Genomic DNA, 12,201 nt, shown 5'->3' on the forward strand with positions numbered 1-12,201 from the left:
CTGCCGATCCCCAATCGTCCGCGCAACAGGTTGGCCCTGACGGCCAACTCCCGTCCGGTTCGAAGCCGGCGCCGAGCTACCCAGGTTATCTGCGCGATCAGAAACTCCTGGGCCTGTCAGGGGTACGTGACGGTGTCCATCTCCGCCAACGGGATCAACGCGCAGGATGCGATGGAGGACGGCGCGGCCCAGGCCCGTTCCAGCGGCGCGAGTGAACGGTGAGGTAGCGCATGCCGAGCGTTCGGGCCGAGCATCTGCCAATGGCCCTGTAGCGGCCCGCCGGGTCGCAGGGCCTTGAGGGTGCCCCCATCCGGAGACTGGACGCACCCCCGTACGCTCCCAACCTGGTCCTGAAATGATCAGTACGGCCGGGTCGGCACCGTGCGGTAGGCGCCCGGGGTCGCACCCGTCCACCGGCGGAACGCGCGGATGAACGCCGCCGCATCGGCGTACCCGAGCCGTACGGCGATCTGGTCGAGTCCCAGTCCGAGGGTGGACAGCATCTCGACAGCGCGAGCGTGCCGCGCTCCGTCGACGAGACGCCGATAGGAAGTGCCCTCCACAGCCAGACGCCGGTGCAGTGTGCGGGTGGAGACGTGCAGCGCGGCTGCGGCAACGCCCATGTCGGGGATCCCGTCCGGCCACTGCATGAGCAGTTCCCGTACCCGCGCTGCGAATTCGGTGTGGGCGCGCCGGGCCAGCAGGAGGCCGCACTCGCGTTCGCACACCTGCATCGTGTGGCGGTCCGCCTGCGGCAGCGACTGCTCCAGTACCGCGGCCAGGGTGACGATCGCGTTGCGCGGCGCCCCGAAGGCGATCGGCGCGTCGGCGAACGCCTCGTACGCTGCGGGCTTTTCAGGCCGCGGGAAGCGCACCTCCAGCCGGAGGGGGGTGAAGGGCCGACCCAGAATGGTGTCCAGGATGGTGCGGATGTTGGCCATTTCCCGCTCGACGAAGAAGTGCCGGACGGGCTGGGGCACAAACCCGTCGTCCAGGACGAGGTGGACCTCGTCCCCTTCCTCATGAAGGTGGATCCCGACCATGGTGAAGGTGAGTTCCAGGTAGCGCAGTCCCACAGCCGCCGCTTCGCGCAGCGTTGGGCTGGCCAGCAGTGCGAAGCCCCACACGCTGTACTTGCGCAGCGGAATCCGGCTGCCGACCTCCAGCCCCAGGCCGGGAGCATCGCCTGTGGCACGGACCAGGTTCTGCGCCACGACGAGCTCCTGCCAGGCGCGGACGTGTGCGGCATCGTCGGCGAGAGTGTTCTCGTCCACACCGCTGCCGTCCAGGCATGCCGGTACGGGAACTCCGCGCTCGACCCCGACATCCACCATCGCTCGCACGCCTGCGATGCCTCGCGGGAACAGCCGCGGAGCCGTGGAGACTTCGTCGACCCCCGCCCCGTGTCCGGAACGGCCAACAGCATGGCCGCCATTGCCTAGAACCAGCACTGCCAATCCCCCTAGCATCGGAAGGGATCGATGCGGCGAATCCCGCCGCAGACTGTCATTCAGCCTAACCGGGATGTGCGTGCCGGCCAGGGGGCCTATGCGGTATCAGCCACGGTCACCAGTAGGGCTCAGCGCGCCCCACAGCCATCGCGTGTGCAACCGCTGTACCGGAATGCGTTCTTGACTGTACCCGTGAAACCACACCGGTCAGGAGACCACGGAGTGGAATGGGGACCACACTACCGAATCGCACAGGCGGAGTGATTGATGGACGAATTCAGCACGTTGGAAGTAATGCTGGTCGACAATGAGGACCTTGTGCGCCGCGGTTTCCGGCATGCACTCGGGGAGGCATCGGACATCACCGTGGTCGCCGATACGAGGGTCGGCGAGGAGGCATTACGAATGTTCGAGCTGCGGCGACCGCAAGTCGTACTCGTCGATGCCGAATACGAATTCGTCCGCAAACTCGCCAAGCCTTCGGGGGCGGCAGCACCAGGAATCGTACCCGGAATCGTCGTCCTCACCAGCATCGACCTCGACAGCCATCTGTACGGGTCGCTGAAGGCGGGCGCAAGCGGTTTTCTGCTCAAGAGCGCCAGCCAGGAGGAGCTGACCTCAGCCGTCCGCGCGGTCGCCGGCGGCGCGGCTTTCATCTGCCCCACGATGACCCGACGGCTGATCGATCGGTTCGAGATTCTTCCGCCGCCACAGGAGCGCTCCCACGCGGTCGCCCTGGCCACCCTGAGCGGCCGGGAGACCCAAGTCCTGTCCGGTATAGCCATGGGGAGGTCGAATCAGGAGATCGCCCGCGAGCTGCATGTAACGCCCGCCACCGTGAAGTCCCACGTCTCGCGCATCCTCGCCAAGCTCGAGTTGCCGAACCGGATGCACGCGGCGCTGATGGCTCAGCGGAGCGGTCTGGTGCACCCGCCCCAGCCTGCGCAGGCTCCACGGGCCTCCGCAGGCCCTCCAGTACCCCCCAGCCCCTCAAGCCCCCTCTCCTCCGGCCGGTCCCGCGCCCCTGGTCAGGCGGACTTGGTGAAAGCGAGGACCACGTTGTGACCGCCGAAACCGAACGAGTTCGAGATGGCCGCGGTGACCTTGGTGTGCCGAGGACTTCCCGTGACGATGTCCACCTTCACCTCGGGGTCCTTGTCGTCGAGGTTCCTGGTCGCGGGAATCACGTCGTTGAAGATGCTCAGGACCGTGAAGATGGCCTCGATCGCGCCCGCCCCGCCTATGAGATGGCCCGTGATCGACTTGGTCGCCGTCACGAGAGCATGCGGGCCGATCGATTCCAGCAACGCCGACGCTTCGATACGGTCACCGACGGGCGTACCGGGAGCGTGAGCGTTGACGTGAACGATGTCCTGCGGGCCGAGGCCGCCGGAGCTCAAGGCCTGGCGGATCGCACTGATCTGACCGTCCGCTGAAGGAGCTGTCATGGCGTGCGCGTCGGAGCTCATCCCCGTACCGGCAAGCGTGGCATACGCCCGCGCGCCACGAGCTCTTGCGGAATCGACTCGTTCCAGAACGACGGCTCCGGCGCCCTCCGCCATGACGAAGCCGTCACGCGCGCTGTCGAACGGCCGCGATGCGCTCTGAGGTTCGTCATGACGGCTGGACAGGGCTCCCATGCGGGCGAAGGCCGCCATGGACAGCCGCCCGATGCATGCCTCGGTGCCGCCGGCGACAACGACGTCGGCCCGCCCGGCACGAAGTATGGCGAGTCCCATGGCGATTGCCTCCGCTCCAGAGGCACAGGCGCTGGTCGGTGCGTGGGCGCCGGCGCGGGCGCCGAGGTCCAGACTGACGGCGGCGGCCGGGCCGTTGGGCATCAGCATCGTCACGGCGAAGGGCGACACGCGCCCCGGCCCCTTCACCGAGGACAGGTCGTGCTGGTCGACCAGGGTCTTCCCGCCGCCGAGGCCTGTGCCGATCACCACGGCCAACCGCTCAGGCGCCACCGTGGGCGCGCCGGCGTCGGCCCATGCCTGCCGGGCCGCCACCATCGCAATCTGCTGGCAGCGGTCCATCCGCCGGGCCTCGACCCGGTGCAGTACCTCGGTCGGTTCCTGACTCAGTCGGCCTGCCAGCCGTACGGGCAGGTCGCGGGCCCACGGTTCGTCGAGCACGGTGACCGGGGATTCGCCGGCGAGCAGCCCCGTCCAGGTGGAGTGGACGTCGGCACCCAACGGCGTGGTCATTCCTAAGCCGGTGACCACAACGCCGGTTGTGCCGAGGACCCCGTCCGGGGAACCGGGGAGATCGGGGAGTTTCGGATTACCCAAGAAGTAGTCGTCAGATGCTTCGTAGGACATCACGGTTCCCTTTCTGAAGCCTTCTAGGGAATGGTCTCCCTTGGACACGGGCGTGGGCACGGGCCATTCGTTGTCCACTGGCCGTCGTCATTACGGTAGAGAGCACGAGGTGCTTTCCATAACGGCCGGCGGACGGAACCGTGAGGACGACCGGAGGCTGGTTGTCATCCGTCCTACGGCTTACCCGGTTCTCGCCTCCGGTAGGGGGTGGACGCCTTCCGCCGGCGGATACCCGATATTTCTCCGCCGACCTAGTATCTCTCCGAGTGGAACGAACGTGACGCAGGCGTACAGCAATGGCTGGGCAAATAGCCAAGTCCTCGCGGCCAGTGGGGGAAATGGCGGGGCAATCGCAATGGCCAAGCCGAACAGGAGGACCACGATGTCAGAGGATGCCATCACAGAATTCCGACTCGAGCCGACGACCTTGGTCGAGCTCTGCAGGTATCGCGCGTCCAGGGACCCGGATCGACGGATGTTCGCCTTCCTGGAGAACGGCCTCGAAGAGTCCGACTCGCTCACCCTCGCCCAACTCGACGCCCGCGCAAGGGCGATCGCCGTGCGTCTGAGCAGGCATGCCCCGCCGGGCGCCCGCGCCGTTCTGAGTTACCCGCCGGGTCTGGACTTCGTGTCCGCCTTCTTCGGCTGCCTGTATGCCGGCCTGATCGCGGTGCCCGCTCCTCCGGTGCTGCGCGTCGGCGTCGACGACCGGTATACGCGCTTCCGGGCAATCGTCAACAGCTGCCAGCCGGATCTGGTGCTGTCGAACGGGTCCAGGCTGGACCGTGTCGACACTTTACTGAAGGACATGTCCACACCGCGCCGGCCGACCTCTGTGGCGACTGACGAGATCAGTGGGACGGACGCATACGGCTGGAATGCCCCCCGCATCGGCCCGGACACGATCGCGTACCTGCAGTACACCTCCGGCACGACCGGTCCGCCCCGGGGTGTGCAGCTCACCCATGGCAACGTCCTGCACAACCTCTCGCTGATCCTGGCCAACGGTTCCCGGGACACGGACGACTTCGACGGGCTGCCGCCCGTTGTGTCCTGGCTGCCCGTGTTCCACGACATGGGACTGATCACCGGGGTCCTGCAGCCGCTCTATGTCGGGTACGACGCCGCACTGATGCCGCCGTCGGCGTTCACCCAGGATCCGGTCAACTGGCTCCGCGCGATATCGGACCGCGGGGCGGGCATAAGTTCGGCACCCGGTTTCGGGTACGAGCTGTGCGTGCGGCGCGTCTCCGAGCAGCAGCTGCGTTCCCTCGATTTCAGCGGCTGGCGGATCGCGGTGGTCGGGGACGAGCCGGTGCGTGCAGAGATGATTGACCAGTTCAGTGCCATGCTCGCCCCGTTCGGCTTTCGCCGAGAGGCGTTCTTCCCGAGTTACGGCATCGCCGAGTCCACCGTGATGCTCAGCGGCGGGCCGGTGGAGCCCGAACCGGTGATCCGGCGGTTCGACGCGGTGGCGCTGGCGAAAGGCAAGGTGCAGCGAGCCGGTCGCGAGGACGGGGCCCGCCGACTGGTCGGCCTGGGCCAGTTGCACCCGTCCATGACCGTCGCGGTGGTGGATCCGGCCACCGGCGAACCGTGCGCCCCGGACGAGATAGGGGAGATCCTGGCATCCGGACCGAGTATCGGTGCCGCGTACTGGAACGCCCCGGAGGAGACGGCAAGTACGTTCAACGCCACCGTGCGCGGCCACGAGGGCCGCCAGTTCCTGCGCACCGGCAGCCTCGGCTTTCTGGACGGCGGTCAGCTCTTCGTCACCTGCCGGGTGGACGACCGCATCGTCGTGGAGGGCATGCAGCACTACCCGTACGACATCGAGGCGACCGCTGGAGGAAGCCACGCGGCCATACGGGAAGGCTGCTGCTGCGCATTCACCGTCGAGGACGGCGGACGCACGCGCCTCGTCGTCCTGGCTGAGATCAACAGCCGGTACCGCGTCGTGGCCGGCCCCCCGCCGGACGCTCCGTCAGGTGCACGCGCGACCGTCGGGGCGGACGAGGTCGAAGAAGCCGTCCGGGAGGCCGTCTTCGCCGGGCACAGCCTCCGGGCCGACGAGGTCCTCCTGGTCAAGGCCGGTTCGCTGCCGTTCACCACCAGCGGCAAACTGCAGCGCTCGCGGTGCCGGTCCAGGTACCGGGCGCGGGTGTTCGAGACGGTCTGAACCTCGCTCCATGCAGGGAGGGCGCGCGAACTGCCGCCGCCTTCTTCCTCCTTCCTCCGTTTGGAGTGGTCTCATGCAAACCAATCATCAGCACAGTGTCCGCCTGCCCGAGGGCGTGGCCGGTGAGCATGGCGCACTGACGACGTTGATCGACCTGTGCCGCACTCGTGCGGCAGCCGAGCCCGACCGGAAGAGCTTTGTGTTCCTGGGCGATGGTGTCGATGAATCCGACTCACTGACCCTGGCCGAACTCGACCGCTATGCGCGGGCGATCGCCGTGACGCTGCTGAAGCAGGCTCCAACCGCACGCACATGCGCGCTGCTGAGTTACCCGCCCGGACTGGAGTTCCACGCCGCCTTCCTGGGCTGCATCTATGCGGGTCTGATCCCGGTGCCGGTAGCTCCGCTCGACGGCACGCGGGGCAATGCCAAATGGACTCGGGTGGAGTCGATTGCCGCCAGTTCCGAGTCCCGGCTGTTCCTGTCCACCGGCCCTATGCTTGCCGCCGCGGAGCCCGTCCTCACCGGCACCGAAGGGCTCGCCCGACTCGACCGGGTGGCGACCGACGAGGTATGCCTGGACCTGGCCCGGCAGTGGACCCCGCCGGTGACCGCCGCTGAGATGGTCGCCTACCTGCAGTACTCCTCGGGATCGACCGGAGTACCGAAGGGCGTCGCGATCACTCACAGCAATGTGCTGAACAATCTGTCGTTGATATACGACAACACGCGTCGGTCTGCCGACGACGCCGGGCTGCCCCGCCCGTCGTCGGTGTCGTGGCTGCCGCCGCACCACAACATGGGCCTCATCTGCAACGTCCTCGAGTCCCTCTTCTCCGGCCGGGACGTCACACTGCTGCCGACGATGACGTTCGTACAGCGTCCGCTCACGTGGCTGCGGGCGATCTCCCGGCTCGGACGCGCGGACAGCTGCGCGCCGAACTTCGCCTACGACCTGTGTGTCCGCCGGGTGACCGACGCTCAGCGCCGGGAACTCGACCTCAGCCGTTGGGAGATGGCTCTGGTCGGAGGTGAGCCCGTCCGCGCCGATACCCTCGACCGCTTCTGCGCGGCATTCGCAGAGGCCGGCTTCCGGCGCGGGGCGCTGTCCCCCGCGTACGGCCTCGCCGAGGCGACAGTGATGGTCACGGCCGTGCCGGTCGGCCAGGGCCCGGAGGTCCTGCGCGTGGACTTCGAGGCGCTCGCCGCCGGAAAAGTGCGCCCAGCCGCGTCGGCACTGGACAGTCGGGAGCTGGTCGGCTGCGGCCCGATCCATCCGTTGAGCACGGCTGTCGCCGTCGACCCGGAGACCGGCAAGCCCTGCGATGAGGACGAGGTGGGCGAGATCTTCGTGTCCGGCCCGAGCGTCGCAACGGGCTACCTGAACGCTCCCAAGGAGAGTGCCGAGACCTTCATGGGGACCCTTCCCGACCAGCCGGGCGAGCGGTTTCTCCGTACCGGTGACCTCGGATTTCTGCACAGCGGGGAGCTGTTCATCACCGGTCGGGCGAAGGACGTCATCATCATCGCCGGTGCCAACCACTACCCGCAGGACATCGAAGCCACTGTTGAGGCCAGCCATCCGGCAGTCCGCGAGTTCGGTGCTTGCGCGGTGTCGGTCGACGACGGCGCACATGAACGGCTCATCGTGCTCGCCGAGACGACGGCGGCAGCCGGCGGGGGGAGTGACGAGCCGGTGACCGCGCAGGAGATCAAGCAGGAGATCAGGCGCGCCGTCCATGCAGGACACCGCATCCAGGTACACGATGTCGTCCTCCTCAAGCCGGGGACGCTGCCGCTCACGACGACCGGCAAGCTGCAACGTCGCGACAGCCGGGACCGATACCTGGGGGGTTCCTTCGAGGCCGCCCTCATCGAATGAGGGGACGCGGTCGAGTGGCGCAGCCGGCTGTTGAGCTCAGTCGGCGGTGGCGGTGGCGGCGCGGTCGTCGGATGCCGGTGTGCGAACGGCGATGAGGGCGACGTCGTCGCTGCTGTCCTGAGCGAGGCCGGTGAGGAGCTCGTCGCAGAGGGCTCCCAGGGTTTCTTGAGCGAGGGCGGCGGCGTGCTGGCGCAGCCGGGCCGCGCCGCGGTCGAGGTCTTCAGTGCGCCGTTCGATGAGGCCGTCGGTGTAGAACAGGATCGTGGCGTTCGCCGGCAGGACTTCGGTCGCGTCGGGGCGTCGTTGGGTGGGATCCACTCCCAGAAGCATGCTGCGGCCGTCGGTCAGGAAGCGTGTGTCGCCTTCAGCTGTGATCAACAGCGGGGCGGGATGGCCGGCGGCGGCGTACGGAAGAGCCCATGGCTCATGCTCGGCCGGTTTCTCGACCAGCGCGTAAAAGCAGGTCAGGGTCTGGTGTGGGTAGAGGATGCTGTTGGCCGCGTCCATGCGGCCAAGGATCTTGCCGGGTAGCTCTTTGCGGTCGCAGGCGATGCCGCGCAACATGTTGCGCATGTGGCTCAGGGTGACGGTGGCCTGCAGGTCGTGGCCTGCGACGTCTCCGATGATGAGGGCCGCGGCACCGCCGGGCAGGACGAACGCGTCGAGTCTCCGCCGACCTGGGAGGTGGCCAGAGCGGGCTGGTAGCGGGCGGCCAACTCGAGCAGTCCGAGCGTGGGCAGATCAGGCAGCAGGGAGCGCTGGATGCGCTCCCCTGTGTTCTGGACCTCGGAGTACAGGCGTCCGTTGTCGACGGCGAGCGCGACGCGATGCGCCAGGCGCGCATGCTGGCGGGCATAGCGCTGGTGGCGGGTACGGTCCGATGCATCTGACGGACGTGACGGCATCCATGCTGGCCGCCGGGGACGCAGGTGCGGTGGGGCGTCCCGCACCCACCGCCGCAAGGGCTGAGCCGCTTGCCGGATCCGTGAGCGGTCCAGGCCGGGGTGGGGCGTGAAGGTCGAGCCACCCCGGCCGGGCCTCATCGGATGTGCTTCGCCGGATTGGTGGCGGCGTTGAGCAGATACTCCAGGGGTCCGCGGCGGAAGAAACGGGACCAGATCGCGGCGAACACGATCGCCCCGAGGATGAACATGAGCACCGGCGCCCAGGACTGCTGGGTGACGTGCCGGGCCCCGAGCCCGGGCCCATGCTCGCCCCGTTCGGCTTTCGCCGAGAGGCGATAGGGACCTGCTGTTCGTTGTGGCGTCCTCACGATTCTGACCGCCCGACGCGGCCCGGTGCCGGCAACGCGACGTTGCTGCGCAGCAAGGAGAACGCGAACGCGAAGGTGCCGGTGAACGTCGCCAGCACGGCCTTCTGCAGCCGATCGCGATACCACAGGCGCATGTATCGGGGGGAGAGTGTACCCGTCGCCTGCTGGACGACGAGGACGCCGATGACAGCGAGCGGGGGCGGATGGCCGAAGGCGGACCAGGAGAGCGGCTTCGAGGATGGTGATGGGGCGAACAGCCTACTGAAGCTGGGGAGTCCGAGGTCGACTACGCCGTCGCGGCGGGTCTGCTCCCCATCGAGCCGTGCCGGCTTGCTCTGGGCGCCAGCGAGACTGACGTGGAGTCCTTCGACCGCACCGAGCCGGCCTTCACGCTCGGCCTCCGCGAGAAGGAGTGAGCATCTGACACAAACGTGCTCATGGACGCAAGGGGTTCCGAAGGCGCGTGCGCAGGTGCCGATGGACACCTTCCTCTTCTCGAAGTGGGAGGGGAAGGCATCCCACCTCGCGCGAGCTCGCCGGCCCGGAGTCAGCCGGTCGGTGCAGGCGCGCGAACCCGTCATGGTCCCGGAACTCGGCCATGGGGAGGCCAGATGCCGATGCGTGCGGGTGAGCATCCACGGAAGACCGGGGCGGAAATGTTGGCTTGGCCGGCGATGACCTGGGCGATGTGGGTAGCGACGACCTGAGCTGGGGAATCTACGGCGCGCCAGGCTGGGCACGGTTGGCGAGGCGCAGGCCGGTCGCCACGTGATGCCTCGTCGCTGGGCGGCTGTCCGCTCCAGAAACCTCGAGATTTCTCAACGGCTCTGTACAACCCTCAGGCCCCTCCAGCGGTCTCCCGTACGCCGCAGGCCCAGCCACACCTAAGCCAAGCCCCGGACATTTGTGGCGGAATGCCAGCCGAACGCACCTCATCGATCACGGGCGCCCTACCGCGCCCACCCGCAAGCAGCAGGAGTCCCGCATGCACCAGCACGTCCGCCTCGCCCTGGCGACAGCCGCCTCGGCCACGCTGACCACCGGTCTGCTCGCCTTCACGCCGGCCCCGGCCGCCGCCGCGGCGGCCAAGCACCATGACGACTTCAATGGCGACGGATACCGGGACATCGCCTACGGCAACGCCTACAGGGGCATCTCCGGGCCGAACGGCTGGTCCGGCGGCGCCGTCACGATCACCTACGGGAGCGCCAGCGGCCTGGACTCCTCGCACACCCAAGTGATCCACCAGGACAGCCCTGGTGTCCCCGGCGCGGGTGAGCAAGACGACATGTTCGGCGAAAGCCTGGCCGGCGCCGACCTGAACAAGGACGGCTACGCGGACCTCGTCGTGGGCAACCCCTCGGAGCACGTGGGCGACGTCGCGTACCGCGGCTCGGTGACTGTCGTCTGGGGCTCCGCGTCCGGCCTGTCCGGCGGTACCAGCATCGCGCCGAAGAGCGGCGCTGCCGGCCACTTCGGCAGGGACCTGGCGACCGGCGACTTCACCGGCGACGGCTCCCCCGACCTGGCGGTCATCGGCAGCAGCGAGGCCTGGCTGCACCGGGGCGGATTTACCAAGTCCGGCACCACAGGCAGCGTCAGTAAGATCGACAAGTCGGATGCCGGCTGGTACTCGTACGGCCTGGCCGCGGGCAAGGTCGACAGCGACGGCAAGGCGGACCTGGTGGTCCTCGGGCAGCAGGCGTCCGGCACCGAATGGAACGTCCGCGCCTGGTTCCTCAGGGGAACCTCCACCGGCCTGTCCTCGGGCGCCTCCAAGACCCTCGCCGCCGGTCAGTACGACCTCAGCCTGAACGCCGCCATCGGTGACTTCGACAAGGACGGTTACGGCGACATCGCCCTCGGCGAGCCCGACGAGAGCAGCGGCAAGGGTGCGGTGAACATCTGGTACGGCGCCTCGTCCGGCCCCAGCAGCACCCGCTCGGCGAAGCTCACCCAGGCCACCACCGGCGTCTCGGGCACGCCCGAGGCCGATGACAACTTCGCCTACGACGTGTCGGCCGCCGACTCCAACGGCGACGGCTACGCGGACCTCGTGGTCGGCGTCCCCCACGAAGACGTGGACGGGCAGGAGGACCAGGGCGGCATTCACTTCTTCCGCGGCGGCTCCGGCGGCCTGTCCGGCTCCCGCTCCTCCTGGATCCCGCAGTCCGTCATGGGCAGCTCCGATGAGTACGAGTCCTTCGGCCACAGCCTCCGCCTGCGCGACTCCAACTCCGACGGCAAGGCGGACCTCGCCGTTGCGGCAGCCTCCGGCGGTCGCGTCCTGCCCGGTTCGTCCACCGGACCGACGGCCACCGGCTCGTACGAACTGACCGACTTGGGCAGCGCCTTCCTCGACTGACCTCTCCCCTGCCCACGGCCCCCGGCACGCCGCCAGGGGCCGTGGGGCCAAGGAGCCCACTTCCCATCAGCATCGGCGTCCGCCGGGCGAACGGCATGGGGAGGCCAGGGATTTGGTCACTGAATGTCGTCTGGGAACACGCATCGTTGACGCATCTGCAGCCGGCGCACCATCACCACGATCTCCGCTCTGCGTCCGGCAACAGGCGAGTCCGCCAACGAACGACGGAAGCGACCATGGACTCGCGAGGACTTCGATCCGCAGCCGGAACACGCCGCAGCGGACGCGCAAGACCGCACGGATAGCGTCACTGACATCCCGTCGGAGTTCATCCGATCGACGGCAACAGCGTGCAGATGCGGAAACAGGTCCTCAATACACTGCGATAAGCACGCCGGTCATCCTCCCTGATCACACAGGGCAATTTGCGCCGCGACGCGTCGACCAGGGCACGTCACGTGATCGTCGCCAGAGCCGAATTCCGTGCCCCGCCCGGATCGGGATCAACCCCACACAGTTTCGGCGGGATCGTTCCTCGACGAGGCACGAGAGAACCGCGGACCCGGTCCGGCTGATGCGCTTGTTCGACACCACCTCTCACACCGCGATCCACTACGTCCGCGCCGCTCACCCCTAGGCCGTGTCTGACAAATGATCACGGACGGGTTCGCGGAGCCAGAGGATCAGCGAGGCCAGGACGACTCCGGCGCGGTAGCGGTCGGCGAGC

10 protein-coding genes are annotated in these 12,201 nt (G+C 68.1%); 4 read left to right on the top strand and 6 right to left on the bottom strand.

Annotation, left to right across the window (positions count from 1 at the left end; all coding sequences use genetic code 11):
* Positions 1-359: 359 nt before the first annotated feature.
* On the bottom strand, positions 360-1,334 hold the full coding sequence (locus tag ACWIHY_RS36305) for an AraC family transcriptional regulator (protein WP_454380719.1): 975 nt from the start codon (positions 1,332-1,334) through the stop codon (positions 360-362).
* A 384-nt stretch (positions 1,335-1,718) separates the two neighbouring features.
* Here ACWIHY_RS36305 and ACWIHY_RS36310 point away from each other — a divergent pair, with 384 nt between their 5' ends.
* Positions 1,719-2,516, top strand: a complete 798-nt coding sequence (locus ACWIHY_RS36310) for a LuxR C-terminal-related transcriptional regulator (RefSeq protein ID WP_454380720.1) — start codon at positions 1,719-1,721, stop codon at positions 2,514-2,516.
* Here the strand turns inward: ACWIHY_RS36310 and ACWIHY_RS36315 are convergent.
* The gene (locus ACWIHY_RS36315; RefSeq protein ID WP_454380722.1) at positions 2,480-3,775 is read right to left on the bottom strand and encodes a beta-ketoacyl-[acyl-carrier-protein] synthase family protein; all 1,296 of its coding nucleotides are present in this window, start codon (positions 3,773-3,775) and stop codon (positions 2,480-2,482) included. The genes ACWIHY_RS36310 and ACWIHY_RS36315 overlap by 37 nt on opposite strands.
* A 382-nt stretch (positions 3,776-4,157) precedes the next feature.
* On the opposite strand from ACWIHY_RS36315, the gene ACWIHY_RS36320 reads away from it, so the two are divergent.
* Both ACWIHY_RS36320 and ACWIHY_RS36325 read left to right on the top strand, forming a co-directional pair.
* Positions 4,158-5,954 (top strand): fatty acyl-AMP ligase, encoded by a 1,797-nt coding sequence (locus ACWIHY_RS36320; protein ID WP_454380723.1) that lies wholly within the window; start codon positions 4,158-4,160, stop codon positions 5,952-5,954.
* 73 nt (positions 5,955-6,027) lie between these two features.
* Positions 6,028-7,836 (top strand): fatty acyl-AMP ligase, encoded by a 1,809-nt coding sequence (locus ACWIHY_RS36325; protein ID WP_454380725.1) that lies wholly within the window; start codon positions 6,028-6,030, stop codon positions 7,834-7,836.
* 36 nt (positions 7,837-7,872) lie between these two features.
* Here ACWIHY_RS36325 and ACWIHY_RS36330 read toward each other — a convergent pair whose 3' ends face one another.
* From ACWIHY_RS36330 to ACWIHY_RS36340, 3 genes are all read right to left on the bottom strand, one after another.
* Entirely contained in the window at positions 7,873-8,487 is a 615-nt protein-coding gene (locus tag ACWIHY_RS36330; protein WP_454380735.1) for a PP2C family protein-serine/threonine phosphatase, read from the bottom strand.
* A gap of 388 nt (positions 8,488-8,875) precedes the next feature.
* Positions 8,876-9,109, bottom strand: a complete 234-nt coding sequence (locus ACWIHY_RS36335; protein WP_454380727.1) for a DUF418 domain-containing protein — start codon at positions 9,107-9,109, stop codon at positions 8,876-8,878.
* The gene (locus tag ACWIHY_RS36340; RefSeq protein ID WP_454380729.1) at positions 9,106-9,594 is read right to left on the bottom strand and encodes a DUF2254 family protein; all 489 of its coding nucleotides are present in this window, start codon (positions 9,592-9,594) and stop codon (positions 9,106-9,108) included. The genes ACWIHY_RS36335 and ACWIHY_RS36340 overlap by 4 nt, the downstream gene beginning before the upstream one ends.
* Positions 9,595-10,094: 500 nt before the next feature.
* Here ACWIHY_RS36340 and ACWIHY_RS36345 point away from each other — a divergent pair, with 500 nt between their 5' ends.
* Complete coding sequence (locus ACWIHY_RS36345; RefSeq protein WP_454380731.1) at positions 10,095-11,474, top strand: FG-GAP and VCBS repeat-containing protein; 1,380 nt, start codon at positions 10,095-10,097, stop codon at positions 11,472-11,474.
* A gap of 116 nt (positions 11,475-11,590) precedes the next feature.
* Here the strand turns inward: ACWIHY_RS36345 and ACWIHY_RS36350 are convergent, their stop codons facing one another.
* Positions 11,591-11,806 (bottom strand): transposase family protein, encoded by a 216-nt coding sequence (locus ACWIHY_RS36350; RefSeq protein WP_454380732.1) that lies wholly within the window; start codon positions 11,804-11,806, stop codon positions 11,591-11,593.
* Positions 11,807-12,201: the final 395 nt, after the last annotated feature.

Source organism: Streptomyces sp. NPDC055287 (assembly GCF_053646035.1).

Bases quoted from the DNA above. Each gene is read 5' to 3' on its own strand.
- ACWIHY_RS36305 (WP_454380719.1), bottom strand. From the start codon at position 1,334: ATGGTGGATGTCGGGGTCGAGCGCGGAGTTCCCGTACCGGCATGCCTG.
- ACWIHY_RS36315 (WP_454380722.1), bottom strand. From the start codon at position 3,775: ATGTCCTACGAAGCATCTGACGACTACTTCTTGGGTAATCCGAAACTC.
- ACWIHY_RS36325 (WP_454380725.1), top strand. From the start codon at position 6,028: ATGCAAACCAATCATCAGCACAGTGTCCGCCTGCCCGAGGGCGTGGCC.
- ACWIHY_RS36345 (WP_454380731.1), top strand. From the start codon at position 10,095: ATGCACCAGCACGTCCGCCTCGCCCTGGCGACAGCCGCCTCGGCCACG.
- ACWIHY_RS36310 (WP_454380720.1), top strand. From the start codon at position 1,719: ATGGACGAATTCAGCACGTTGGAAGTAATGCTGGTCGACAATGAGGAC.
- ACWIHY_RS36350 (WP_454380732.1), bottom strand. From the start codon at position 11,806: ATGAACTCCGACGGGATGTCAGTGACGCTATCCGTGCGGTCTTGCGCG.
- ACWIHY_RS36320 (WP_454380723.1), top strand. From the start codon at position 4,158: ATGTCAGAGGATGCCATCACAGAATTCCGACTCGAGCCGACGACCTTG.